Source organism: Streptomyces violaceorubidus (assembly GCF_000717995.1).
In the GTDB taxonomy this organism is placed as follows: Bacteria; Actinomycetota; Actinomycetes; order Streptomycetales; family Streptomycetaceae; genus Streptomyces; species Streptomyces violaceorubidus.
Genome location: NZ_JODM01000001.1, coordinates 1 through 22,969, shown reverse-complemented (window position 1 = coordinate 22,969; position 22,969 = coordinate 1). Strand labels below are relative to the sequence as shown.

The 22,969-nt window shown below is 72.1% G+C and carries 24 protein-coding genes; 7 read left to right on the top strand and 17 right to left on the bottom strand.

Features of this window, described 5'->3' with window-relative positions; all coding sequences use genetic code 11:
* Nucleotides 1–27 precede the first annotated feature (27 nt).
* A complete protein-coding gene (locus IE94_RS40225) occupies nucleotides 28–792 on the top strand; it encodes a DUF4232 domain-containing protein (RefSeq protein WP_030145252.1) in 765 nt (254 codons plus the stop codon).
* A 49-nt stretch (nucleotides 793–841) separates the two neighbouring features.
* On the opposite strand, the gene hemB is transcribed toward IE94_RS40225, so the two are convergent.
* Entirely contained in the window at nucleotides 842–1,834 is a 993-nt protein-coding gene (hemB, locus tag IE94_RS0100115; protein WP_030145251.1) for a porphobilinogen synthase, read from the bottom strand.
* Between the two features lie 112 nt (nucleotides 1,835–1,946).
* On the opposite strand from hemB, the gene IE94_RS0100110 reads away from it, so the two are divergent.
* A complete protein-coding gene (locus IE94_RS0100110; RefSeq protein WP_030145250.1) occupies nucleotides 1,947–2,408 on the top strand; it encodes a MarR family winged helix-turn-helix transcriptional regulator in 462 nt (153 codons plus the stop codon).
* Nucleotides 2,409–2,463: 55 nt separating this feature from the next.
* Nucleotides 2,464–2,874: an SRPBCC family protein gene (locus tag IE94_RS0100105; protein ID WP_030145249.1), complete on the top strand. Its 411-nt coding sequence runs from the start codon at nucleotides 2,464–2,466 to the stop codon at nucleotides 2,872–2,874.
* On the opposite strand, the gene IE94_RS0100100 is transcribed toward IE94_RS0100105, so the two are convergent.
* Nucleotides 2,871–3,866 (bottom strand): NAD(P)-dependent alcohol dehydrogenase, encoded by a 996-nt coding sequence (locus IE94_RS0100100; protein ID WP_078606363.1) that lies wholly within the window; start codon nucleotides 3,864–3,866, stop codon nucleotides 2,871–2,873. The genes IE94_RS0100105 and IE94_RS0100100 overlap by 4 nt on opposite strands.
* A 114-nt stretch (nucleotides 3,867–3,980) precedes the next feature.
* Between IE94_RS0100100 and IE94_RS0100095 the strand changes: the two genes are divergently transcribed.
* Complete coding sequence (locus IE94_RS0100095; RefSeq protein ID WP_078606362.1) at nucleotides 3,981–4,751, top strand: TetR/AcrR family transcriptional regulator; 771 nt, start codon at nucleotides 3,981–3,983, stop codon at nucleotides 4,749–4,751.
* Here the strand turns inward: IE94_RS0100095 and IE94_RS0100090 are convergent.
* The 6 genes from IE94_RS0100090 to IE94_RS0100065 all read right to left on the bottom strand — a co-directional run bounded on the left by IE94_RS0100090 (nucleotide 4,675) and on the right by IE94_RS0100065 (nucleotide 11,267).
* Nucleotides 4,675–5,469: an SDR family NAD(P)-dependent oxidoreductase gene (locus IE94_RS0100090; RefSeq protein ID WP_030145246.1), complete on the bottom strand. Its 795-nt coding sequence runs from the start codon at nucleotides 5,467–5,469 to the stop codon at nucleotides 4,675–4,677. The two genes, IE94_RS0100095 and IE94_RS0100090, sit on opposite strands and share 77 nt — an antisense overlap.
* 85 nt (nucleotides 5,470–5,554) lie before the next feature.
* Nucleotides 5,555–7,252 carry a bifunctional uroporphyrinogen-III C-methyltransferase/uroporphyrinogen-III synthase gene (locus tag IE94_RS0100085; RefSeq protein WP_030145245.1) on the bottom strand — a complete coding sequence of 566 codons (1,698 nt, stop codon included), beginning with the start codon at nucleotides 7,250–7,252 and terminating at the stop codon, nucleotides 5,555–5,557.
* Nucleotides 7,249–8,208: a hydroxymethylbilane synthase gene (gene hemC, locus IE94_RS0100080; RefSeq protein WP_030145244.1), complete on the bottom strand. Its 960-nt coding sequence runs from the start codon at nucleotides 8,206–8,208 to the stop codon at nucleotides 7,249–7,251. Before hemC ends, IE94_RS0100085 begins: the two co-directional genes overlap by 4 nt.
* Nucleotides 8,205–9,920, bottom strand: coding sequence for a glutamyl-tRNA reductase (locus IE94_RS0100075; RefSeq protein WP_030145243.1), 1,716 nt, complete (start codon nucleotides 9,918–9,920; stop codon nucleotides 8,205–8,207). The genes hemC and IE94_RS0100075 overlap by 4 nt, the downstream gene beginning before the upstream one ends.
* Nucleotides 9,917–10,687 (bottom strand): redox-sensing transcriptional repressor Rex, encoded by a 771-nt coding sequence (locus tag IE94_RS0100070; RefSeq protein WP_030145242.1) that lies wholly within the window; start codon nucleotides 10,685–10,687, stop codon nucleotides 9,917–9,919. Before IE94_RS0100070 ends, IE94_RS0100075 begins: the two co-directional genes overlap by 4 nt.
* A gap of 274 nt (nucleotides 10,688–10,961) precedes the next feature.
* Nucleotides 10,962–11,267 carry a glutaredoxin family protein gene (locus IE94_RS0100065; protein ID WP_030145241.1) on the bottom strand — a complete coding sequence of 102 codons (306 nt, stop codon included), beginning with the start codon at nucleotides 11,265–11,267 and terminating at the stop codon, nucleotides 10,962–10,964.
* Nucleotides 11,268–11,387: 120 nt separating this feature from the next.
* Between IE94_RS0100065 and IE94_RS0100060 the strand changes: the two genes are divergently transcribed.
* From IE94_RS0100060 to IE94_RS0100050, 3 genes are all read left to right on the top strand, one after another.
* Complete coding sequence (locus tag IE94_RS0100060; RefSeq protein WP_051777215.1) at nucleotides 11,388–12,332, top strand: HAD family hydrolase; 945 nt, start codon at nucleotides 11,388–11,390, stop codon at nucleotides 12,330–12,332.
* Nucleotides 12,333–12,646: 314 nt separating this feature from the next.
* Complete coding sequence (locus IE94_RS0100055) at nucleotides 12,647–13,441, top strand: ECF subfamily RNA polymerase sigma factor, BldN family (RefSeq protein WP_030145239.1); 795 nt, start codon at nucleotides 12,647–12,649, stop codon at nucleotides 13,439–13,441.
* A gap of 249 nt (nucleotides 13,442–13,690) precedes the next feature.
* A complete protein-coding gene (locus tag IE94_RS0100050) occupies nucleotides 13,691–14,938 on the top strand; it encodes a DUF5667 domain-containing protein (protein ID WP_030145238.1) in 1,248 nt (415 codons plus the stop codon).
* 204 nt (nucleotides 14,939–15,142) lie between these two features.
* Here IE94_RS0100050 and IE94_RS0100045 read toward each other — a convergent pair whose 3' ends face one another.
* The 9 genes from IE94_RS0100045 to IE94_RS0100005 form a co-directional block, all read right to left on the bottom strand.
* Nucleotides 15,143–16,210 (bottom strand): lysophospholipid acyltransferase family protein, encoded by a 1,068-nt coding sequence (locus IE94_RS0100045; RefSeq protein WP_030145237.1) that lies wholly within the window; start codon nucleotides 16,208–16,210, stop codon nucleotides 15,143–15,145.
* 14 nt (nucleotides 16,211–16,224) lie between these two features.
* On the bottom strand, nucleotides 16,225–17,283 hold the full coding sequence (locus tag IE94_RS0100040) for an NAD-dependent epimerase/dehydratase family protein (RefSeq protein WP_030145236.1): 1,059 nt from the start codon (nucleotides 17,281–17,283) through the stop codon (nucleotides 16,225–16,227).
* A gap of 191 nt (nucleotides 17,284–17,474) precedes the next feature.
* Nucleotides 17,475–17,573 carry a 30S ribosomal protein bS22 gene (locus IE94_RS35070; RefSeq protein ID WP_003948845.1) on the bottom strand — a complete coding sequence of 33 codons (99 nt, stop codon included), beginning with the start codon at nucleotides 17,571–17,573 and terminating at the stop codon, nucleotides 17,475–17,477.
* A gap of 109 nt (nucleotides 17,574–17,682) precedes the next feature.
* Nucleotides 17,683–17,895, bottom strand: a complete 213-nt coding sequence (locus IE94_RS0100030; RefSeq protein ID WP_004984898.1) for a helix-turn-helix domain-containing protein — start codon at nucleotides 17,893–17,895, stop codon at nucleotides 17,683–17,685.
* 129 nt (nucleotides 17,896–18,024) lie between these two features.
* A complete protein-coding gene (locus tag IE94_RS0100025) occupies nucleotides 18,025–18,840 on the bottom strand; it encodes a phosphatase (protein ID WP_030145235.1) in 816 nt (271 codons plus the stop codon).
* Nucleotides 18,841–19,007: 167 nt separating this feature from the next.
* Entirely contained in the window at nucleotides 19,008–20,180 is a 1,173-nt protein-coding gene (locus IE94_RS0100020; protein WP_030145234.1) for an acetoin utilization protein AcuC, read from the bottom strand.
* Nucleotides 20,131–21,378 (bottom strand): MFS transporter, encoded by a 1,248-nt coding sequence (locus IE94_RS0100015; protein ID WP_030145233.1) that lies wholly within the window; start codon nucleotides 21,376–21,378, stop codon nucleotides 20,131–20,133. The genes IE94_RS0100020 and IE94_RS0100015 overlap by 50 nt, the downstream gene beginning before the upstream one ends.
* 23 nt (nucleotides 21,379–21,401) lie before the next feature.
* Nucleotides 21,402–22,136 (bottom strand): VC0807 family protein, encoded by a 735-nt coding sequence (locus tag IE94_RS0100010; RefSeq protein ID WP_030145232.1) that lies wholly within the window; start codon nucleotides 22,134–22,136, stop codon nucleotides 21,402–21,404.
* A gap of 76 nt (nucleotides 22,137–22,212) precedes the next feature.
* Nucleotides 22,213–22,860, bottom strand: a complete 648-nt coding sequence (locus IE94_RS0100005) for an HAD family hydrolase (RefSeq protein ID WP_030145231.1) — start codon at nucleotides 22,858–22,860, stop codon at nucleotides 22,213–22,215.
* Between the last annotated feature and the right edge of the window lie 109 nt (nucleotides 22,861–22,969).

Here is a 22,969-nt window from a genome sequence, read left to right as displayed (position 1 = left end):
AACTCTCGCATCCGAAGGGGACCTTCCATGTCCGCACGCCGCATCACCCGTACCCGTCTGTTCGCCGCCACCACGGTCGCGCTGGCCGCGCTGTCGCTCACGGCCTGCGAGGGCGACGAGCTCACGGGCTCCCCGGCGCCCGACTCCGCCACCTCCGCGACGGCGGACGCGAACAACGCCCAGCCGGCGGGCAGCGCGAAGGGCGACACCGGTGAGAAGGACTCCACCGGCTCGAACGGCTCGAACGGTTCCGCCGGGAACGACAACGCGTCGGACACCGGCTCCGGCACCGGCTCGGGCTCCCACGCCGCCGGAACCGACAAGGGCCCGGACGAGGGCTCCGACAAGGGCTCCGACAAGGGCTCCGACAGCTCCGACCCGGACCTGCCCGGCAAGTGCTCCGCGTCCGACGTGCGGATCACCGCGGCGAACGCCCCCCGCCCGATCAACCACCTGCTGCTGACCGCCACCAACACCGGCTCGAAGACGTGCGCCCTGCCCGAGTACCCGGCGGCGCGGTTCGGCGAGGCCCAGTCGGTGCCGCCGGTCGCGGAGTCCAGCAAGCCGCAGTCGCTGACGACGCTGGCCCCCGGCGAGTCGGGCTACGCGGGCGTACGGCTGTCCTCCGGCGACGGCAGCGGCGAGAACGGCTACGAGACGACCACCCTCACGATCCCCTTCGAGGACGGCTCCGTCGCCACGGTCAAGCTGCCCGCGGGCGGCGTGTACGTCGACACCGCGCTGACGGTCACCTACTGGCAGACCGACGCCTCGAACGCCCTTGAGTACTGAAGGGGTCCGCGCACCCGCACCCCTTGCGTCAAGGGCCGCCACCGGTCGCTCAGCGCAGTGTGCGAGCGACCTCGGTCGCCCAGTACGTCAGGATGTTGCGCGCGCCCGCCCGCTTGATCCCGGTGAGGGACTCCAGGATGGCCCGGTCGCGGTCGATCCAGCCCTTCTCGGCGGCGGCCTCGATCATCGAGTACTCGCCGGAGATCTGGTAGGCGGCGACGGGCACGTCCGAGGCCTCGGCGACCTTGGCGAGGATGTCGAGGTAGGGACCGGCCGGCTTGACCATCACCATGTCGGCGCCCTCCTCCAGGTCCAGCGCCAGCTCCCGCAGCGACTCCCGCGCGTTGGCGGCGTCCTGCTGGTAGGTCTTGCGGTCCCCCTTGAGCGAGGAGCCGACGGCCTCCCGGAAGGGCCCGTAGAAGGCGGAGGCGTACTTGGCGGTGTACGCGAGGATCGCGACGTCCTCCCGCCCGATCTGGTCGAGCGCGTCCCGGACGACCCCGATCTGACCGTCCATCATCCCGCTGGGCCCCACGACGTGGGCGCCCGCGTCGGCTTGGACCTGCGCCATCTCGGCGTACCGCTCCAGGGTGGCGTCGTTGTCGACCCGTCCCTGGTCGTCGAGGACCCCGCAGTGCCCGTGGTCGGTGAACTCGTCCAGGCAGAGGTCGGACATGACGAGCAGCTCGTCCCCGACCTCGGCCCGTACGTCGCGCAGCGCGACCTGGAGGATCCCGTCGGGGTCGGTGCCCGCCGTACCGGCGGCGTCCTTCTTCCCGTCCTCCGGCACCCCGAAGAGCATGATCCCGGAGACCCCGGCCTCGACCGCCTCGGCGGCCGCCTTCTTCAGCGTGTCCCGCGAGTGCTGCACGACACCGGGCATCGCCGCGATCGGCACCGGCTCGCTCACGCCCTCGCGGACGAAGGCGGGGAGGATGAAGTCGGCGGGGTGCAGCCGGGTCTCGGCGACCATCCGACGCATCACGGGGGTGGTCCGCAGCCGCCGGGGCCGGGTGCCGGGGAAGGATCCGTACGTCGTCATACCACCTACGCTACGCCCGCCCCGGCGGTGCCTTTGCCGACGGGGAGTCGGCCCGGGCCGGCCCCGGACGGCGCTTGACCTCAACCGGACTTCAGCTTCTACGTTCGACGCCATGGACTACTCGCACAGCGACGCCGAACTCATCCGCCAGCCCATCGGGTACTGGAGCTGGGCGGCGTACAAAGCCGTCGTCACCCGGACCCGGGCCGCCCTCGCCGAGCTCGGCACGACCCAGCCCCAGTGGTGGGTGCTCGCCCAGGTCGCCCGAGCCGGGACCCCGAAGACCCGCGCCGAGGTCTCGGGCCTCCTGCGGAACTACCTCGACGCGGGCCCGGAGGCGATGGAGTCGGAGATCGACGCGACGATCACGGCGGGCTGGATCACCCAGGCCGCCTCCGGCGGCCTGCTCTCCCTGACCCCCGAGGGCAGGACGTTCTACGAGAAGGCCGCCGCCCTCCAGGACGACCTGTGGACGGAACGGCACGCCGGGATCTCCGACGAGGAGTACCTGACCACCATGAAGGTGCTCCAGCGCTTCATCCACAACACGGGCGGCCGGGCCTGGCACCACTGACGGGTGTCCGATTCCTTCAAGGCGGCGGCGACGGCGGCCCGCTACCGTCACCGGTATGAACAGCACCGGCAGGGAGTCCCGCCACCTCGGCGTCCACATCGACCGCACCGCGGCCGACGTCTACGCCTACGCCTCGGACCCGGCCCACCTGCCCGCGTGGGCCCACGGTCTCGGCGCCACCATCGAGAAGGCCGGGCACGAGTGGATCGCGGACTCCTCCCCCCTGGGCCGGGTCGTGGTGACCTTCACCCCGCCCAACGACCTGGGCGTACTCGACCACCACGTCACGCTGCCCTCCGGCGTGACCGTCCACAACCCGGTCCGCGTGATCGCCGACGGCACCGGGAGCGAGGTGGTCTTCACCCTCCGGCGGCAGCCGGGGACGACCGACGCCGACTTCGAACGCGACGCGGACATGGTCACCGCCGACCTGGCGAGGCTCAAGGAGCTCCTGGAGTCCGACTAGGCCCTCTGAGGCGGGCCGGCCGGCCGGCCAGTCTGTGCGGCGACCCGCACGACGTGCTTGCCCCGCACTCCCCCGGCCGCCAGGGCCCGTTGGGCGTCGGCGACCCCGTCGAGCGGGTGGACGGTGTCGACCACGGGGACGAGGTCGCCCCGCTCGGCGAGCCGGGCGGCCTCGGCGAGCAGCGCGCTGTCGGGATTCCCGCTGAAGACGCGGATGCGCCCCTTCCCGTGCACGAGGGAACCGAGCACGGTGGCGATCCCCGCGAGCGGCCGGTCGAAGTCGACGGTGACGGCGACCATGCGCCCGCCCGGCGCCAGCAACCGCCGCACCCGGGCCTGCTCGGTGCCGACGGTGTCGAGGACGACGTCGAAGCGGCCGAGGGCGGACAGCGGAGTCGTCCGGTGGTCCAGCGCCTCCTCGGCGCCCAGCCCCCGCACGAAGTCGAGGTTCCTCCCACCCGCGAGCGCGACGACATGGGCGCCCAGCAGCCTGCCGACCTGTACGGCGACGCTGCCCACACCCCCGCTGCCGCCTCGCACGAGGAGCCGTTCACCTGGCTGGAGTGCGGCCTTGTCCCGCAGCGCGGTCAGCGCCGTGGCCGCGCCCGCGAGCAGCGAGACGGCCTCCTCCGGAGTGAGGTTCTCCGGCGCGGGCGCCAGGTGCCGGGGACCGACGGCGACGTACTCGGCCATGCTGCCGGTACGCCGTCCCAGCAGCCCCCACACCCGCCGGCCCACCCGGACCCCGCGCACCGAGGCCCCGACCTCGGCCACCTCCCCCGCGAAGTCGATACCGCACCCCTTGGGGAAGGCCCGGCCGGTCACCAGGCGCACCTTGCCCGTCCGGTCGTGCAGGTCGCCGCCGTTGACCCCGGCGGCGTGCACCCGCACCAGCACCTCCTCGGGGCCGATGGCCGGCACCGGCCGCCGTCCGACGTAGAGCACCTCGGGAGGCCCGAAGCGGTCGAAGAGAACCGCCTTCATCTCAGCCATGGCTCATGATCCATATCGCGTGGGGAAGCGCGGAGGCGAAGCCCGCGTCCGCTGCTAGGCTCACGCTAGGCCCCTAAGTGGACGACACCCTCCACTTGCCCGGAAGTGAGAAACATGCCTGATCAGACCTCTCACAACCCTCCCGAGCCGGGGACCGCGGAGGCCCCGGCGGAGCTGCGCGCCGACGCCCGCCGCAACCGCGAACGCGTCCTGGAGGCCGCGCGCGAGGTCTTCGCCGCCCGGGGCGTGGACGCCCCGATGAGCGCGGTCGCCCGCCGGGCCGCTGTCGGCGTGGCCACCCTCTACCGCCGCTTCCCCACCCGCTCGGCACTCGTCACCGCCGCCTTCGAGGACCAGCTGGCCGTGTGCGCGACCGCGTTCGAGGAGGCGATGGCGGACCCCGACCCGGGTCACGGCCTGTACACCCTGCTGGAGAAGGTCTGCACGACCCTGGTCACCGACCGCGGCTTCGAGACCGTCTTCATGGCCGGCTTCCCCGAAGCCCTGGACTACGACCGGGAACGCGCCTGCGCCGAGGAGCGCCTGGCACACCTCGTCCAGCGTGCCCGCGACGCCGGTCAACTCCGCGAGGACTTCGACCCGGCCGACATCCCCCTGCTCCTCCTCGCGGTGAGCGGCCTGGCCGCCCAGCCCCCCGACACGGCCCTCCCCGCCGCCCGCCGCCTGCTCACCTACCTCTTCCAGTCCTTCCAGGCCCACCCGCCGTCCCGCCCGGGGCCACTGCCGCCCGCCCCCGCGCTGGACCTGAGCGGGCTGCACCGGCCCCCGGCGGCCCCTCTCGCCGCGGCTACCGCGGGAGAGGCTGCTGCGGGAACGGACCGCGGACCGAGACCCCGCCGTCCAGCACGATCTGCTGGCCGGTGACGTAGCGCGCCTCGTCCGAGGCCAGATAGACGGCCGCGGCGGCCATCTCCTCCGAGGTGCCGTAGCGGCCCGCCGGGATCTCGGGCACCCACGCGGCGGCGGGTCCGGCGTTGACGGCGGTACTGATCGCCCCACCCGCCACGACGTTCATCCGGATCCCGTCGGCCGCGTACTCGGCCGCGACGGTCCGCGCCAGGCTGTGGAGCCCGGCCTTGGCCGCGCCGTAACCGGCCTGCATCGGCGCGGCCATGAAGCCGGTGACCGAGCCGATGCCGACGATGGTCCCGCCGGTGCCCTGTTCCAGGAACAGCCGCAGCACACGCCGCACCGCACGCGCCACGTAGCGCAGGTTCAGTTCGTAGACGGTGTCCCAGTCGGCGTCGGCCATCTCGTGCAGTCTGACCGCGGGCACGAACGCCACCTGTCCGCCGACCACGGTGATCAGGACGTCCAGCCCGCCGAGCCGTTCGGCCGCGCCTTCGATCATGCCGTCGAGCTGCTCGCGGGAACGGACGTCGCCACCGAGCGCGTGGGCGACGTGTCCGGCCGCCGCCAGCAACTCGTCCGCCGCCTCGGTCGCCCGTGCGGCATCCACGTCAGCCACCGCGACCGCCGCCCCGGCGGCCGCACAGGACCGGACGATGCTCCGGCCGATCCCCGCCCCGCCACCGCCGATCACCAGCGTCCGCTTGCCGTCGAGCCTGCCCACCCCTGTCATGCACCCTCCACCGTCGAAAAGAGCGTCGAAAAAAGCGGGGCGCCCCACAAGGAGCGCCCCGCCTCACCTCACGCAGCAGACCGTCTCAGGTCGAAGACCGCCGTCTCCGTGCCCCCGGCCTGCGTTCGCTCGGCCGCGTCACCGGATCCCCCGCCTCCAAGGCCGCCGCCCGGCGCCGCAGGCCGAAGTCGGCCAGGGCCTCCGCCAGCTTGAGGACGGACGGCTCCGGTGCCATGACGTCGACGCGCAGCCCGTGCTCCTCGGCCGTCTTGGCCGTCGCCGGGCCGATGCAGGCGATCACCGTGACGTTGTGCGGCTTGCCCGCGATGCCGACCAGGTTGCGGACCGTGGAGGACGACGTGAAGAGCACCGCGTCGAAGCCGCCGCCCTTGATGGCCTCACGGGTCGTGGCCGGGGGCGGCGAGGCGCGCACCGTGCGGTAGGCGGTGACGTCGTCGACCTCCCAGCCCAGCTCGATCAGACCGGCGACCAGGGTCTCGGTGGCGATGTCGGCGCGGGGCAGGAAGACGCGGTCGATCGGGTCGAAGACCGGGTCGTAGGGCGGCCAGTCCTCCAGGAGACCGGCGGCCGACTGCTCGCCGCTCGGCACCAGGTCCGGCTTCACACCGAAGGCGATCAGGGCGTTCGCCGTCTGCTCGCCCACGGCCGCGACCTTGATGCCGGCGAAGGCGCGGGCGTCGAGACCGTACTCCTCGAACTTCTCGCGGACCGCCTTCACCGCGTTGACGGACGTGAACGCGATCCACTCGTAGCGGCCCGTCACCAGGCCCTTGACCGCCCGCTCCATCTGCTGCGGGGTGCGCGGCGGCTCCACCGCGATGGTCGGGACCTCGCTGGGGACGGCCCCGTAGGACCGCAGCTGGTCGGAGAGCGACGCCGCCTGCTCCTTCGTGCGCGGCACGAGGACCTTCCAGCCGAACAGCGGCTTGGACTCGAACCACGACAGCTGGTCGCGCCGGGCGGGGGCGGAGCGCTCGCCGACCACGGCTATCACCGGGCGGCCGCCGTCCGGGGACGGCAGCACCTTCGCCTGCTTCAGCGTCTGGGCGACCGTGCCGAGCGTCGCCGTCCAGGTGCGCTGCCGCGTCGTCGTACCGGCGATGGTCACCGTCAGCGGGGTGTCCGGCTTGCGGCCCGCCGACACCAGCTCACCGGCCGCGGCGGCCACCGAGTCCAGCGTCGTCGACACGACCACCGTCCCGTCGGAGGCGCCCACCTCGGTCCAGCAGCGGTCCGACGCCGTACGGGCGTCCACGAACCGCACGTCGGCGCCCTGGGCGTCCCGCAGCGGCACACCGGCGTACGCGGGCACACCGACGGCGTTCGCGATACCGGGAACCACCTCGAAGGGCACCCCGGCGGCGGCGCACGCCAGCATCTCCTCGGCGGCGTACGCGTCGAGCCCGGGGTCCCCGGTCACCGCACGCACGACCCGCCTGCCGCCCCGCGCGGCCTCCATGACAAGATGTGCGGCATCCCGCACAGCGGGGGCGCCGAGGGTCGTTGACGCACCGTCAACTACCGTCAGCTGGGGCGCGCCTGTGCCCGGATCCGACGGATCGGCATCCGTGTGCACTTCCGACACGCCCTGCCGCGCATGCGTGCGTACGACGTCGAGCACCTCGTGCTCGGCGACGAGGACGTCCGCGTGCGCCAGCGCCTCGACGGCGCGCAGAGTCAGCAGTCCCGGATCTCCGGGTCCGGCACCGAGGAAGGTGACGTGCCCGTGTTCAGGACCGGCGGGAAGGGTGGTGGGGCTCACTGTGCTCGCTCCCCCATCAGACCGGCCGCGCCCTGGGCGAGCATCTCGGTGGCGAGTTCGCGACCGAGTGCCAGCGCCGCCTCGTGCGTCTCGGGCACGGGACCGGTGGTGGACAGCTGCACCAGCGTCGAGCCGTCGGTCGTGCCGACGACGCCGCGCAGGCGCATTTCCTTGACAAACTGCCCGTCGGCCAGAAGATCGGCCAACGCGCCCACGGGGGCGCTGCAGCCGGCCTCCAGGGCGGCGAGCAGTGACCGCTCGGCCGTCACGGCGGCCCGCGTGAACGGGTCGTCGAGTTCGGCGAGCGCGGCGACGAGTTCCGCGTTGTCCGCGGTGCACTCGATCGCCAGTGCCCCCTGGCCGGGAGCCGGCAAAACCGTGTCGACCGACAGGAAGTCGGTCACCTCGTCGATGCGTCCCACCCGGTTGAGCCCGGCGGCGGCCAGCACGACGGCGTCCAGCTCACCGCTGCGGACGTATCCGATGCGGGTGTCGACGTTGCCCCGGATCGGGACGGTCTCGATCTCCATCCCGTGGGTGCGGGCGTACGCGTTCAGCTGCGCCATGCGGCGCGGCGCCCCCGTACCGATGCGCGCCCCGCGCGGGAGGTCGGTCAGCTTGCGCGCGTCCCGGGCGACGACCACGTCCCGCGGGTCCTCGCGCACCGGCACGGCGGCCACGACCAGGCCCTCGTGCTGCGCGGTGGGGAGATCCTTGAGCGAGTGAACCGCGAAGTCCACCTCGCCCCGGAGCAGCGCCTCCCGCAGCGCGGCGACGAACACGCCCGTGCCGCCGATCTGCGCCAGGTGCTCGCGCGACGTGTCGCCGTACGTGGTGATCTCGACCAGCTCAACGGGCCGACCGGTCACCTGGCTCACGGCGTCCGCCACCTGCCCGGACTGGGCCATGGCGAGCTTGCTCCGCCTCGTCCCCAGCCTCAGTGCCTTCTCAGTCATGCCGGCCCTCGGTTCTTCTCAGTGATGCTGTTCTCGGCGCGGGAGACGGAGGCCACCGTCTCCTGGTCGAGGTCGAACAGGGTGCGCAGCGCGTCCGCGTACCCGGCCCCGCCGGGTTCGGCGGCGAGCTGCTTGACCCGCACCGTCGGCGCGTGCAGGAGCTTGTCGACCACACGCTTGACGGTCTGGGTGATCTCGGCGCGGTGCTTGTCGTCGAGCCCCGGCAGCCGCCCTTCCAGGCGGGCGATCTCACCGGCCACCACGTCCGCGGCCATGCTGCGCAGCGCGACCACGGTGGGCGTGATGTGCGCGGCGCGCTGGGCGGCGCCGAAGGCCGCGACCTCGTCGGCGACGATCCGGCGGACCATGTCCACGTCGGCGGCCATCGGTGCGTCGGCGGAGGCGTCGGCGAGCGACTCGATGTCCACCAGGCGCACCCCGGCCAGCCGGTGCACGGCTGCGTCGACGTCGCGCGGCATGGCGAGGTCGAGCACGAAGAGCACGGGCTCGGGGCGCGGCACCTCGGCCACCGGCTCCGGGCGGCGGCGCTCGGGGATGCGGCCGACACGCGTCGCCGTCACGGCGAGCGCGCCGATCAGCTCCGCCTCCGCCTCCGGACCGGTACGGCCCGACTCGCGCGGCCGGTCCACCGCCGTACCGCCCGCGGCCCACGCCCCGTGCTGCTCCAGCGTCGCGGCGTCCAGTCCGGCCACGGCGGCCTCGCCCATGACGGAGAAGCCGGAGGGGACCGAGGACAGGTCCAGGGGGCAGTTCTCGTCGCCGCCGGCCGCGGTACCGGTGCCCGGCGCCGGCGTCTCCGCGCCCTGCCGCTCCTCGCGCACCGCGGCGGACTTGACGGCGGGTGCGCCGGTGCGGCCCGCCACCGTCGCCGCCACGGAGTCGGCCGTGAGGACGAGCCCCGTCGCACCGGTGCAGGAGACGGCCACGTCGGCACGTGTCAGCTCGACCGGCACCGAGTCCATCGGTACCGCGCGGGCCAGCACGTCCGTGTCGTCGCCCTCGCCGAGGATCCGGGCGAGGCGCTCGGCGCGCTCGAAGGTGCGGTTGGCGACCACGATCTCGGCGACCCCGGCCCGCGCCAGCGTGGCGGCGGCCAGCGAGGACATCGAACCGGCGCCGATCACCAGGGCCTTCTTGCCCCGGGCCCACCGCTGGACGTCGGCCCCGGCGGACAGCTGCTCCAGGCCGAAGGTGACCAGGGACTGTCCGGCGCGGTCGATGCCGGTCTCGGAGTGGGCGCGCTTGCCGACCCGCAGGGCCTGCTGGAACAGCTCGTTCAGGAGCCGTCCGGCGGTGTGCAGGTCCTGGGCGCGGGCCAGCGAGTCCTTTATCTGGCCGAGGATCTGACCCTCGCCGACCACCATGGAGTCCAGCCCGCAGGCCACCGAGAACAGGTGGTGGACGGCCCGGTCCTCGTAGTGCACGTAGAGGTGGGGAGTGAGCTCCTCCAGGCCGACCCCGCTGTGCTGGGCGAGCAGCGTGGACAGCTCGGCGACACCGGCGTGGAACTTGTCGACGTCGGCGTACAGCTCGATGCGGTTGCAGGTGGCCAGCACCGCGGCCTCGGCGGCCGGTTCGGCGGCGACCGTGTCCTGGAGCAGCTTGAGCTGCGCGTCCGCGTTCAGCGAGGCCCGCTCCAGCACGCTGACCGGGGCGCTGCGGTGGCTCAGCCCGACGACGAGGAGGCTCATGCCGGCATCACGGCGGGTACGTCCCCGTCGGGTCCCTGGTCGGCGGCGGGCTGCTGCTTGCGGGCGGCGACGGGCGGCACGACACCGGCGTCGCCGGCGGCCTCCTCACCCGCCTTGCGCTGCTCGTGGAAGGCGAGGATCTGCAGCTCGATGGAGAGGTCGACCTTGCGCACGTCGACGCCCTCGGGGACGTTCAGCACGGTCGGCGCGAAGTTCAGGATGGAGGTGACACCGGCGGCCACCAGGCGGTCGCAGACCTGCTGGGCGGCACCGGCCGGGGTCGCGATCACGCCGATGGAGACACCGTCGTCCTGGATGATCTTCTCCAGCTCGTCGGTGTGCTGCACCGGGATGCCGGCCACGGGCTTTCCGGCCATCTGCGGGTCGGCGTCGATGAGCGCGGCGACCCGGAAACCGCGGGAGGCGAAGCCGCCGTAGTTGGCGAGCGCGGCGCCGAGGTTGCCGATTCCTACGATCACAACCGGCCAGTCCTGGGTCAGGCCGAGTTCGCGGGAGATCTGGTACACGAGATACTCGACGTCGTAGCCGACGCCACGCGTCCCGTAGGAGCCCAGGTAGGAGAAGTCCTTGCGCAGCTTCGCGGAGTTGACCCCCGCGGCGGCCGCCAGCTCCTCGGAGGAGACCGTGGGCACCGAGCGCTCGGAGAGCGCGGTCAGCGCACGGAGGTACAGCGGAAGCCTGGCGACGGTGGCCTCGGGAATCCCTCGGCTGCGGGTCGCCGGTCGGTGTGCTCGGCCAGTTGCCACGGTGCTCCTGCGGGTAGAGCGGGGCTGTAGGCGGTCATACGTCCCTACATGACCGCCCCGTCGAATGCAGGCTATGTCTTTGTGAACGCGTGCACAAAGATGGTGTCCGATTTGCCCGGCCAACGTGACCGGGGTCACGCGCCCCCGGCGCACGGGACGGGAACCGGCGCACACGGGCCCTCGTTCCTCATTCATCGGGGGCAAAGCCGCACACACTCCTCACGATCAACGCCCCCGAGACCTGGTCGCCATCGATCCTAAGCGACCATACGGACTACTTGTACTGATCGGTCAGTGCCTTGCGCAGCCGTTCCTCGTTCACACGCCAGAAGGTGTGCTGCCGGCCGTCGACCAGCACGACCGGAATCTGCTCCCAGTACTGGTCGTGGAGCTCTCGGTCCTCGGTGATGTCCTTCCCCTCCCAGGGGACGCCGAGCTCGGCACAGACCTTCTCGACGACGAGCTGTGCGTCATCACACAGATGACAGCCGGGTTTGCGGATGAGGGTGACGAGATGGTTCTCGGAGTGCTCAGGGGGCTGCGCGGGCTTCCGGCGGAAGAGGGGGCTCATGCCCGCCATTCTCGCGCGCGCGGGCGCCCCCTCGGTGGGAGGTCCTTTAACGGCACGGTCTCCCGGAGTTCACGGACTGCGAACCTCTCGACTCCGAAGCACCCGAACAAACTGGCTATGCTCACGGGCATGGCCGCTCTTCGATGGCTCACTCCCCGTAGGCGCTCCGCCACGGCACGGAGCGTGTTGGCAGGCGAGGCCTCGGCGGAGGCGGCGCGCAAGTCCGCGGAGGCCGCCGAGACCTCGGGGAAAGCGCAGGAAACCGCCCCCGGCGCCACGGAACCGGAGTTCCCGGTGCACGGCGACGACCGGGCGGCCGCCTTCTTCGACCTCGACAACACCGTGATGCAGGGCGCCGCGATCTTCCACTTCGGCCGCGGCCTGTACAAGCGGAAGTTCTTCGAGACGCGCGACCTCGCCCGCTTCGCCTGGCAGCAGGCGTGGTTCCGGCTGGCCGGGTTCGAGGACCCGGAGCACATGCAGGACGCCCGCGACTCCGCGCTCTCCATCGTCAAGGGCCACCGCGTCTCCGAACTGAAGTCGATCGGCGAGGAGATCTACGACGAGTACATGGCCGAGCGGATCTGGCCCGGCACCCGCGCCCTCGCCCAGGCCCACCTGGACGCCGGGCAGAAGGTCTGGCTGGTCACGGCGGCCCCGGTGGAGATCGCCCAGGTGATCGCCCGCCGCCTGGGCCTGACCGGCGCGCTCGGCTCGGTGGCCGAGTCGATCGGCGGCGTCTACACGGGCAAGCTCGTCGGTGAACCGCTGCACGGCCCCGCGAAGGCCGAGGCGGTGCGCGCCCTGGCGGCGGCGGAGGCCCTGGACCTGTCCCGCTGCGCCGCCTACAGCGACTCCCACAACGACATCCCGATGCTGTCCCTGGTCGGACACCCGTACGCCATCAACCCGGACTCCAAGCTGCGCAAGCACGCCCGCGAGCTGGAGTGGCGGCTGCGCGACTACCGCACCGGTCGCAAGGCGGCCAAGGTCGGCATCCCCGCGGCCGCGGGCGTCGGCGCGGTGGCGGGCGGCACCGCGGCGGCCATCGCGCTGCACCGCCGCCGCCGCTGATCCGGCCGCCGACCCAATCGGGATGACGTACCCCCGGGACGGGCTCTCCAGTCCCCCTTTCTCACATCGACCACAACACGCTCTGTAGTCACACCGAATCCGAACCGTTCCGGTCACCAAGCGATCATTCTGGCGCAGCTGATCGAGCGTCAATCGGGCACAGAAGCGACGTAATCGATGATTTGAGCAACTGGGCGTAGCAGTGCCTGCACGAAGCGTTATTCTCCTCAGACGCATTCCGGTGCCCCACCTTCGCTACGACGGGTGAAAGGTTCCGTACTGCACGTGATGGAAGCTCTGCCTCTGGGAGTCCCGTGTACCCACACGTCGGGGTTGACGCCTCGGGCCTGGCTACGCTGCGCGCAACGGTCAAATCAGCCCAAGACCTGTTGCGCGGCTTCGTCCCCACCGCGTATGCCGTCCCCGCCCTCGCCGCGGCCGCCGTGCCCGCCGGTCCGTGCTACGCACTGGCCGAAGCAAGCGCCGCCGTCGGCAGACGCGCGCGGTCGTCCTCGTCCGGGGCCGCCGCCACCACCCACCGCCGCCCCGCCGCGGACAGCGACAGCGCCCGCATGATGGAGCTGGTCGAGCGGGCCCAGGCCGGCGAGGCCGACGCCTTCGGCCGGCTCTATGACCAGTACAGCGACACCGTGTACCGCTACATCTACTACCGCGTAGGCGGCAAGGCCACCGCCGAGGACCTCACCAGTGAGACCTTTCTGCGGGCCCTGCGGCGCATCGGCACCTTCACCTGGCAGGGGCGTGACTTCGGCGCCTGGCTCGTGACCATCGCCCGCAACCTGGTCGCCGACCACTTCAAGTCCAGCCGCTTCCGCCTCGAGGTCACCACCGGCGAGATGCTCGACGCGAACGAGGTCGAGCGCTCCCCCGAGGACTCCGTCCTGGAGTCCCTCTCCAACGCCGCCCTGCTGGAGGCCGTACGACGGCTCAACCCGCAACAGCAGGAGTGCGTGACCCTGCGCTTCCTCCAGGGCCTCTCGGTCGCCGAGACCGCCCGCGTGATGGGCAAGAACGAGGGCGCCATCAAGACGCTCCAGTACCGGGCCGTGCGGACCCTCGCCCGACTGCTCCCGGACGACGCCCGCTGAGAGACGCCCCCCGAGGGCGCTCACCCTTCGCGTTCCCCAAGTCACCCCTGGTGAGGGTCTGTTGAGTCCGCGGTCCGATCATCCACCGTCCGTAACCCAAGTGCCGCGCCGCTCGTTGTGCGGGATGCAGGCTCCCTGTGGTCACTCCCTGGCCGACTCCGATCACCCGATCGGATGGTTCCGATCAGGGCGTGCAACCCTCAGGACCCCCTGGGGAGTCGACCGTGATGACGAGAGGAGGTGCCGCCAGTGATCGCGAACGTATCGGCACACCGGCGGGCGAACGCCTTCGCCCAGGCCCTGGAGGAGCAGTCGGATCCCGGGGCGGCGGCCGAGCAGTCCGGAGGGCCGGCGACCGCCGGGGCCACCGCGGAACCGACCGAGCAGGGTCACCTGGTGACCCTGGCCCACGGTCTGGAGACGCTGCCCCGGCCCGAGCTGGATCCCGAGGTCAAGGTCGTCCAGCGGGCCCAGCTCGTGGCCGCCTTCGAGGCCATGCTGCAGGAGGGCACCGCGAGCGGCGGGGCGGCGGACGCGTCGGTACCGGAGCAGCGCCGGGCGCGCGGCGCCCATCGGGCGGCCCCGCTGAGCAGGTTCCGGCCCCGCTCGCGGCTGGCCAAGGGCCTCACCGCGGGCGGACTGAGCGTGAGCGTGGCCGCCGGTGCCTTCGGCGGAGTCGCCGCCGCCAGTTCGGACGCCCTGCCCGGCGACTCGCTCTACGGCCTCAAGCGCGGCATAGAGGACTTCCGCCTCGGCCTCGCCGACGGCAACGACGAGCGGGGCCGCGCCTACCTGGACCTCGCCTCGACCCGGCTCAACGAGGCACGTCGGCTGATGGAGCGCGGTCGCAGCGGTCCCCTCGACCACGAGTCCCTCGGCGAGGTGCGCCGCGCCCTGTCCGGCATGCGGCACGACGCCTCCGAGGGCCACCGCCTGCTCAGCGCGGCCTACGCCCACGATCCGGACTCGCTGGCCCCCATGCAGGCCCTCTCCGCCTTCTCCCAGTCCCACCGGGAGACCTGGGGAGCGCTGCGCGACCGGCTGCCCGTGCAGCTCGGGGACGTCAGTGAGCAGGTGTCGTCGGTGTTCGACGCCATAGACGACGACGTGGCTCCGCTGGAGTCCATGCTGCCCCGGCCGCCCGCCGAGGACGACGACGGCGGAGACGGCGGCCTGCCCGGCGGTTCCGGCTCGACGACCACCGGCACTCCCGGCTCCGGTCACTCGTCGCCGCCCCGCACCGGTGACGACGGCACGTCCGAGCGCGGGCGTTCCCAGTCCGGCCGGCCCAGCGAGTCCGCCGACTCCGGCGACGAGAGCGACGGCCTGCTCGGCGGCGGCACCGGCGGCCTGCTCGACCCGCCGAAGGACGACAGCCGCACCGCTTCCCCGTCCGCGGGCGGCAACACCCCGCCCGCGGAGCCGGACGTCACGCTCCCGCCCCTCCTCCCGGGCCTCCTGCCCGGCCTGGGGATCGAGGCGGAGGACGCGGACTGAGCCGACGCGGCGCGTACGGCGGCGGGTGGTACGGCGGGCCCACCGCCGTACCACCCGTCAGAAGAACACCGACCTCCGCCCGCTGCACCAGCAGCTTGGCCCCCCTGTCTGCCGCCCTCGCACCGCTCCGCGGCTTCGGCCGGCTGCGCCGGACTCCGTCCGCCGGCTGAGCGCTCCCGCCCCGCCGTCCACGCACCGCCCGCCTCAGAAGAACACCGACCTCCGCTGCACCAGCAGCTTGTACAGCGTGTGCTGAATCTGTTCCCTCACCTGGTCGGTCAGGTTGAACATCAGCACCGGGTCCTCGGCCGCCTCCGGCGCGTAGCCGTCCGTCGGGATCGGCTCACCGAACTGGATCGTCCACTTCGTGGGCAACGGCACCGCACCCAGCGGCCCGAGCCAGGGGAAGGTCGGCGTGAGCGGGAAGTACGGGAAGCCCAGCAGCCGCGCCAGGGTCTTGGAGTTGCCGATCATCGGGTAGATCTCCTCCGCCCCGACGATCGAGCACGGAACGATCGGCACCCCCTGCCGCAGGGCCGTGGACACGAAGCCGCCCCGCCCGAATCGCTGGAGCTTGTAGCGCTCGCCGAACGGCTTGCCGATGCCCTTGAAGCCCTCCGGCATCACCCCGACCAGCTCGCCCTGCGCCAACAGCCGTTCGGCGTCCTCCGCGCAGGCCAGGGTGTGGCCCAGCTTGCGGGCCAGCTCGTTGACGACCGGCAGCACGAACACCAGGTCCGCCGCCAGCAGCCGCAGGTGCCGGTCGGCCGGATGGTGGTCGTGCACGGCGACCTGCATCATCAGTCCGTCCAGCGGCAGCGTCCCGGAGTGGTTGGCGACGATCAGCGCACCGCCCCGGGCCGGGATGTTCTCCACGCCCTTCACCTCGACCCGGAAGTACTTCTCGTACACCGGGCGCAGCAGGGACATCAGGACCTGGTCGGTCAGCTCGGCGTCGTAGCCGAAGTCGTCGACCTCGTAGTCCCCCGTGAGCCGGCGGCGCAGGAAGGACAGGCCGGCCGCGACACGCCGCTCCAGGCCGCCGTCCTCACCGCCGCCGCTCTCCGCCGCCGGCGGGTCCCCGGACGGCCCGTCCGGCCCGGGTGCGGGGTCCCCGGCGGCGGCTCCCCGTACGGGCAGCGGCTGCACCTCGCCCCCCGGGCCGTCGCCCACCGGCGCCGACTCCGCAGAGCTGCCCCGGCGTCGGCTCCCCGCGCCGCGGCTCCCCCGCGACCGGTCGTCGTCGAACGGAATGACCTTGGCGTCCGCCATCGTTGATGCGCTCCTCAGTTGGCGCTCTGCGTCGGGAGATGACCGCTGCCCCGCAGGGACAGCTGCGCGATCCGGTCGACGGCCCCGGCGAGAGCCTCGGGCGGCAGCAGCCCGGCACGGCCGCGGGCGAAGTCCGCGAACGCCCCGGCCGTCGAGTACTTCGGCCTGAAGCCCAGCGTCTCGCGCATCTGCGTGGTGTCCACCGCCCGACCATGGGTGAGCAGCCGGATCTGCTCGGGGGAGAAGTCCGTCATCCCCAGCGTACGCACGAGCGAACCCGCCCAGGTGACCGCCGGCAGCAGCAACGGCACGGTGGGACGGCCGAGGCGCCGCGAGCACTGCGAGAGCAGCAGCACACCGTCCCCGGCGATGTTGAAGGTCCCGCTGTTCAGCGTCCCCCGCCGCGGCTCGTCCGCGCAGACCCGCAGCACCTCGATCACGTCGTCCTCGTGCACGAACTGCAACCGCGGGTCGTAGCCGAACACCGTGGGCAGCACCGGCAGTCCGAAGTACGAGGCGAGCGGCGTGTCCGCGGCCGGGCCGAGGATGTTGGCGAACCGCAGCACGGTCACCGACACGTCCGGCCGCCGGCGCGCGAAGCCCCGCACGTACCCCTCGACCTCGACCGCGTCCTTGGCGAAGCCGCCGCTGGGCAGGGACTTGGGCGCGGTGGTCTCGGTGCAGACCGCCGGGTCGCGCGGGGCGGAGCCGTAGACGTTCGTACTGGACTTCACCACCAGCCGCCGCACCGTCGGCGACTTCTGGCAGGCGCCGAGCAGCTGCATCGTGCCGATGACGTTGGTCTCCTTCACCGACGTGCGGCTCCCGCTGCCCAGCGGCGTGCCCGTCACGTCCAGGTGGACGACCGTGTCCGCCCGCGTCTCGGCGAGCACCCGCCCGATGGCCGACTGCCGGATGTCCGCCTGGACGAACTCCGCACCGCCCAGATGGTGCTCGGGCGCCACGGCGTCCACGCCGACGACCCGCTCCACGTCGGGATCACGCTGGACGCGCCGGACGAACCGCCCGCCCAGCTGCCGGGCCACTCCGGTGACGAGCACGACCTTGCCCAAGATCAGCGCCTTCCTTCCACCTGCTCCGTAGCCTGCCGCGTTCCCCGTGTGCGGGCCAACTTAGCCGGTAGGTGTTGCGCCGTGATGACCGCCGGACGCGGCACCTGACGAAAAACAACGCCCGTGTACGACTGTGGCCCCCCACCGGATGCGGTGGGGGGCCACAGGACACGCTGACGGCGCTGCGTCGCTTACTTCTTGTTGCGACGCTGAACGCGCGTGCGCTTCAGCAGCTTGCGGTGCTTCTTCTTGGCCATCCGCTTGCGCCGCTTCTTGATAACAGAGCCCACGACAGTCCTCGCTCACTTCTCATCACTCGGTTGGTGAGCGCCATGGGCCCACACGACCTACGAGGGGTCAGCCTACCGGTCCGAGCGCTGAGGGTGTAATCGAGGGCCGTCAGGCCGTTTCCACCCCCACGTAGCTCTCGCGGAGGTACTCGTGAACCGCTTGCTCCGGGACACGGAACGACCGTCCCACCCGGATCGCGGGCAGATGACCGCTGTGCACCAACCGGTACACGGTCATCTTGGACACGCGCATCACCGAGGCGACCTCCGCCACGGTAAGGAACTGAACCTCGTTCAGAGGCCTTTCGCCAGCTGCAGCCATGACACACCTGAACCTTCCGCACTCGACGGCCACCGGCTTCCCCTTCCGGTGACTCTTCGTCGCTGCGTGCTCACTCCCCAATGTAGGGGCGGGTGATGCGAATGGGGAAGAGGTGCACCCATCGCTTCCCTACCGTGACAGACAGGCCCGATTGAGTACGTAGCGGGTAAGCGGTCGGTAGTGCTCGGACCGCACAGCGTCATCGAGTGGAACGGCGACGGACACCCGCCCCTCGGCCTGACCGACGAAGAGCGCCGGATCGTCCGTATCGGCCGGACCGATGGCCTCGAACCCCAGCTGACCTGCTCCGCAGGCCCACCCGTGGTCCCCGATCACCAACTCGGGCAGTGGCCCCCCGTCCTCCGCCGCGGCGGCCAGCGCCACCCGAACCGGCAGCGGCGAGTGCGTGTGTGCGCCGGTCTCACCACCGGCGCGTCCGGCGCCGGGCTCCCGCACCAACGCGACTCCACGGACGTAGTCGAGGTGGTACGTGCGTAGACCGAACCGGGTCGTTATGTCGACAGAGCGACCCTGCGCCGGGGTGAGGACAGCACATCCCGCCGCCGACAGCGCCTGGGCCAAGGCGACGTAGAAACCGAGCAGCCGATGGGGATGCCCGGTACCGAGGAGCACCGGGGCACGCCGCCCGGCGACCGCCGCGAGCCGGTCGGCGAAGGCGTCCAGCGCCGCGAGGGTCCGGTCCGGGTCGATCACGTCCTGGCCCGAGATGTCGCGCGGATCGGCCGAAACCCCGCACCTCTGCGCCATCAGCCCCAGCAGCTCCCGCTGCCCCCAGGCCCCCTCCGGATCGATCCCGAGCAGCACCCGGGGATCCCGCGCGGCGAACAACCGGTAGCTCCGCAGACTCACCTCCCGAGAGGTCGCCACCACACCGGCCAGCCGAACATCAAGAAGATGAGCCCGAAGAGCTCCACGGGTCAGCACACCCCCGATGCTGCCGGTTCATCCGACACCCCGGACACGAAACGGAAGAAGCTACGCACGGTCGGCGTAACCCCCCACCGCAGCCGCGGGCAGTCGTGCCTCCCCCAGTGCCTCAACGCCTGGGAGGCACCCCCAGGCGGCACGAGTCGGCGCGCTGCGAACAACCCCTACGGCAAGAGCCCCCGCAACGGGAACACCGCCCGCCGAGCCGCCCGCACCGCCTGGTCCAACCGGTCCGCGGGGTCGTACCCCGCCTCCCAGGAGGCGTAGGCCACCGGCCACCGCCCGTCGGTCATCCGCATCGGCCCCAGCTGCCGCGTCCGCGCGAACACCTCCTGCCGCCACCCCTCCGGGATCACCGTCTCCGGCTCCACCGGCCGCCCCGCCGCGATCCCCACCAGGTGTGTCCACGACCGCGGCACCACCTCCACCACGGCGTATCCACCCCCGCCGAGCGCCACCCACCGCCCCCCGGCGTACTCGTGCGCCAAGTCATGGCACACCACCTGCACCGCCCGCTGCGCGTCCAGCGACACCGCCAGGTGCGCCAGCGGATCCTCGAAGTGCGTGTCCGCACCGTGCTGCGTCACCAGCACCTGCGGCCGGAACTCCGCGAGGACCTCCGGCACCACCGCGTGGAACGCCCGCAGCCACCCCGCGTCCCCGGTCCCCGCCGGCAGCGCGACGTTCACCGCCGACCCCTCGGCGCGGTCCGCCCCCGTCTCCTCCGGCCACCCGGTCTGCGGGAACAGCGTCGCCGGATGCTCGTGCAGCGACACCGTCAAAACCCGCGGGTCCTCCCAGAACGCCGCCTGCACCCCGTCCCCGTGATGCACGTCGACGTCCACGTACGCGACCCGCTCGGCCCCCAGCTCCAGCAGCCGCGCCACCGCCAGCGCCGCGTCGTTGTACACGCAGAACCCGGACGCCGCGCCCGGCATCGCGTGGTGCAGCCCGCCCGCGAAGTTCACCGCGTGCAGCGCGTCCCCGCGCCACACCGCCTCCGCCGCCCCCACCGACTGCCCCGCGATCAGCGCGGACACCTCGTGCATCCCCGCGAAGGCCGGATCGTCGATCGTCCCGAGCCCGTACGACCCGTCCGCCACAGCCGGGTCGGCCGACGCCGCCTTCACCGCGTCGATGTAGTCCTCGCGGTGGACGAGCCGCAGCGTCGACTCCCCGGCCGGGCGCGCCGCGACGACCTCCATCTCCCGGTCGAGACCGAGGGCAGCGACCAGACTCCACGTCAGGGCGAGCCGGACCGGGTCCATCGGATGCTCCGGCCCGAAGTCATAGCCCGTTACTGCCTCGTCCCACATCAGCTGTGCGCGGCCGCTCATGACCGCCACCGTATCGGTCCGGTCCAGCCCCGAACGACCTGGCGTACACGACCGTCACCAGCACCAACACCATCGGCACGAGCATCGCCCCGCGATAGCTCCAGGCGTCCCCCACCGCCCCCACCAGCGGCGAACCGATCAGAAAGCCCACATAGTTGAAGACATTGAGCCGCGCCACCGCGGCATCGGACGCCCCCGGACGCCCGTCCCTCTCCGCCGCCAGCCGCCCCGCCGCCGCGAACGTCTGCGGCACCAGCACACACAGCCCGAACCCCAGCAGCGTGAAGCCCAGCATCCCCACCCCAGCCCCCGGCGCCGACGCCACCACGGCGAACCCGACCGCCGCGACGACCGCCCCGCCCCGCACCACCGCCACCGCGCCGAGCCGCCGCACCCCGAAGTCCCCGACGGCCCGCCCCACCAGCGTGGTCACCATGTAGACGTTGTACGGCACGGTGGCCAGCTGCTCCGAACTCCCCAGCACGTCCTGGAGGTACTTCGCGCTCCAGTTGGAGACCGTCGAGTCCCCGATGTACGCGAACGTCATCACCAGGCACAGCGGCAACAGCACCTTGAAGCCGACACCACCGCCGGCTCCGCCTCCGCCTCCGCCCGTACCCTCACCCTCCGCGCCGCCACGCTCCCCGTCGACGTACCACCGGCTCCCCACCAGCGCGGTCGGCAACAACAGCACCACGACCGGCAGATACGACACCCACAGCGCCAAGCCCCGCTGCGCGCCCGCCCACGCCAGCGAGGCCCCCAGGATCCCGCCCAGGCTGTACGCCGCGTGGAACCCGAGCATGATGCTGCGCCCGTACGCCCGTTGCAGGCTCACCCCGAGCATGTTCATCGACGCGTCCAGCGCGCCCACGGCCAGGCCGAAGACGGCCAGGGCGACGGCCAGCACCGCCACCCGGTCCCCCGCCCCGACGCCGAGCAGCGCCAGCAGCACGACCGGCTGGGACCAGCGCAGCAGCCGGCTCGGCCGCACCCGCCGCACCAGGCGCTCGCTCACCAAACTCCCGACACCGGCCAGGATCGGCACGGCGGCGAGGAAGACGGGCAGCAGCGCGTCGGAGACGCCGTACCGGTCCTGGATGGCCGGGATACGCGTCACCAGCAGCGCGAAGGCGACCCCCTGGGCGAAGAAGCCGAACGCGAGCGAGGCCCTGCCGCGCCGCAGCACATCAGTCATGGCGGCGAGCGTAGGGCCCCGGCCTACCCGTGGGTAGATCCGACCAAAGATGAATTCTTCTCAGCTTCCACGACCGCACCGCCCGTGCCGACCGGGACGACAGGCTCGACCGGCTGGGCGTTCCCGACGGCGGCCCCGATCATGTGGACCATGGGCCCCGCCCCCAACGCACCGCTCACCACGAACGCGACGACCATCGTGGCGATCATGACGACCGTCCCCAGCCACACCATCGTGTCGACGGGCAGCGTGTAGACCCCCACGATCCGCACCGCGCACTCGCCGACGAAGGCGACCCCCCACACCGCCGAGAACCGCAGCTCCGCCCGCCTGAAGGCCGCCGACTCCCGCCGCAGCCTCACCCAGGCCAGCTCCCGGCCCGCGTCCTCCCTGACCAGCCACGGCTTGAGCGTCGCCGTCATCATCGGCCGACCGAGCAGCACCGACCCCAGCAGCGCGAAGCCGACCAGGCTGGTGACCGCGCTGTCCTTGGCCAGCAGCAGCCGGGCGTCCCCCGTCACGAAGCCCAGCAGCAGCCCGACCAGGTTGGCCAGCAGGATGAGCAGCGGCAGCGCGTTCACCTCCCGCTGCCTGAGCACCCCCCACCCGGTCCGCAGCACGGGCACGAGACTGCTCCAGCCGAGCGCCGCGACCGCGCTCATCCCGAACGCGCCCTTCAGCAGGTAGTACGACCCGACGGGTACTCCCACGTCCAGGAGCAGCGACACGAAGGTCCGAGACTTGCGAGGCTTGGTCATGCACTCAGCTTCGCGGCCGGGCACGGTCCCGCAGTAGAAACAACCGTCCAGAACAGCGCATGACAAATGTCAGACGTCAGCCGTGCAGCAGATCGGCCAGCTCCCCCATGTCCCCGAAGAGGCGCGTCGCCCCGGCGAGCCTGTCGGCGGGCGTCATCGCGGTGAACCCGTACACGTCCATACCGGCCGCGACGGCGGCCCGCACACCGAGCGGGCTGTCCTCGACCACGACACACCGCTCCGGCGCCACTCCCATCCGCTCGGCCGCGTGCAGGAACAGATCCGGCGCCGGCTTCCCCCGCCCCACGTCCTGGGAACTGAAGATCCGCCCGTCGTCGAACCACCGGTCCAGCCCGGTCTTCCGGTGCCCCACCCGGATCCGCTCATGACTCCCGGACGAGGCCACGCAGTACGCCACCTGGTCCGCGGCCAGCTTCTCCAGCACGCCGACAGCTCCGGGAACCGGCTCCAGCTCCCGCTCGAAGGCGGCGAACACCCGCCCGTGAAACACGTCGTCGAAGTCCACGGGCAGGCTGCGCCCCGTCCGTTCCAGGACGAGGTCGTGCACACGGTGCAGGGCGGCGCCCATGTAGTCCCGCAGCGAGTCCTCGTAGGACGTCGGGTGCCCGAGCTCGGTGAGATAGCCGGCGAGCAGCCGATTGGAGATCGGTTCACTGTCGACGAGAACACCGTCGTTGTCGAAGATAACCAGGTCGTAGCGCATACAAAGACCCTAAACGCAGAAAACCCCGCACCGTTCCCGGTGCGGGGTCTCCTCGCAATAATTGTTCGGCGGCGTCCTACTCTCCCACAGGGTCCCCCCTGCAGTACCA

Coding starts and splice junctions, on each gene's coding strand:
- IE94_RS0100105 (WP_030145249.1), top strand. CDS start 2,464: ATGAACAGCACCGGCAGGGAGTCCCGCCACCTCGGCGTCCACATCGAC.
- IE94_RS0100095 (WP_078606362.1), top strand. CDS start 3,981: ATGCCTGATCAGACCTCTCACAACCCTCCCGAGCCGGGGACCGCGGAG.
- IE94_RS0100020 (WP_030145234.1), bottom strand. CDS start 20,180: ATGAGCGGCCGCGCACAGCTGATGTGGGACGAGGCAGTAACGGGCTAT.
- IE94_RS0100005 (WP_030145231.1), bottom strand. CDS start 22,860: ATGCGCTACGACCTGGTTATCTTCGACAACGACGGTGTTCTCGTCGAC.
- IE94_RS0100110 (WP_030145250.1), top strand. CDS start 1,947: ATGGACTACTCGCACAGCGACGCCGAACTCATCCGCCAGCCCATCGGG.
- IE94_RS40225 (WP_030145252.1), top strand. CDS start 28: ATGTCCGCACGCCGCATCACCCGTACCCGTCTGTTCGCCGCCACCACG.
- IE94_RS0100065 (WP_030145241.1), bottom strand. CDS start 11,267: ATGGCGGGCATGAGCCCCCTCTTCCGCCGGAAGCCCGCGCAGCCCCCT.
- IE94_RS0100075 (WP_030145243.1), bottom strand. CDS start 9,920: ATGAGCCTCCTCGTCGTCGGGCTGAGCCACCGCAGCGCCCCGGTCAGC.
- IE94_RS0100045 (WP_030145237.1), bottom strand. CDS start 16,210: ATGGCGGACGCCAAGGTCATTCCGTTCGACGACGACCGGTCGCGGGGG.
- IE94_RS0100030 (WP_004984898.1), bottom strand. CDS start 17,895: ATGGCTGCAGCTGGCGAAAGGCCTCTGAACGAGGTTCAGTTCCTTACC.
- hemC (WP_030145244.1), bottom strand. CDS start 8,208: ATGACTGAGAAGGCACTGAGGCTGGGGACGAGGCGGAGCAAGCTCGCC.
- hemB (WP_030145251.1), bottom strand. CDS start 1,834: ATGACGACGTACGGATCCTTCCCCGGCACCCGGCCCCGGCGGCTGCGG.
- IE94_RS0100010 (WP_030145232.1), bottom strand. CDS start 22,136: ATGACCAAGCCTCGCAAGTCTCGGACCTTCGTGTCGCTGCTCCTGGAC.
- IE94_RS0100060 (WP_051777215.1), top strand. CDS start 11,388: ATGGCCGCTCTTCGATGGCTCACTCCCCGTAGGCGCTCCGCCACGGCA.
- IE94_RS0100100 (WP_078606363.1), bottom strand. CDS start 3,866: ATGGCTGAGATGAAGGCGGTTCTCTTCGACCGCTTCGGGCCTCCCGAG.
- IE94_RS0100090 (WP_030145246.1), bottom strand. CDS start 5,469: ATGACAGGGGTGGGCAGGCTCGACGGCAAGCGGACGCTGGTGATCGGC.
- IE94_RS0100015 (WP_030145233.1), bottom strand. CDS start 21,378: ATGACTGATGTGCTGCGGCGCGGCAGGGCCTCGCTCGCGTTCGGCTTC.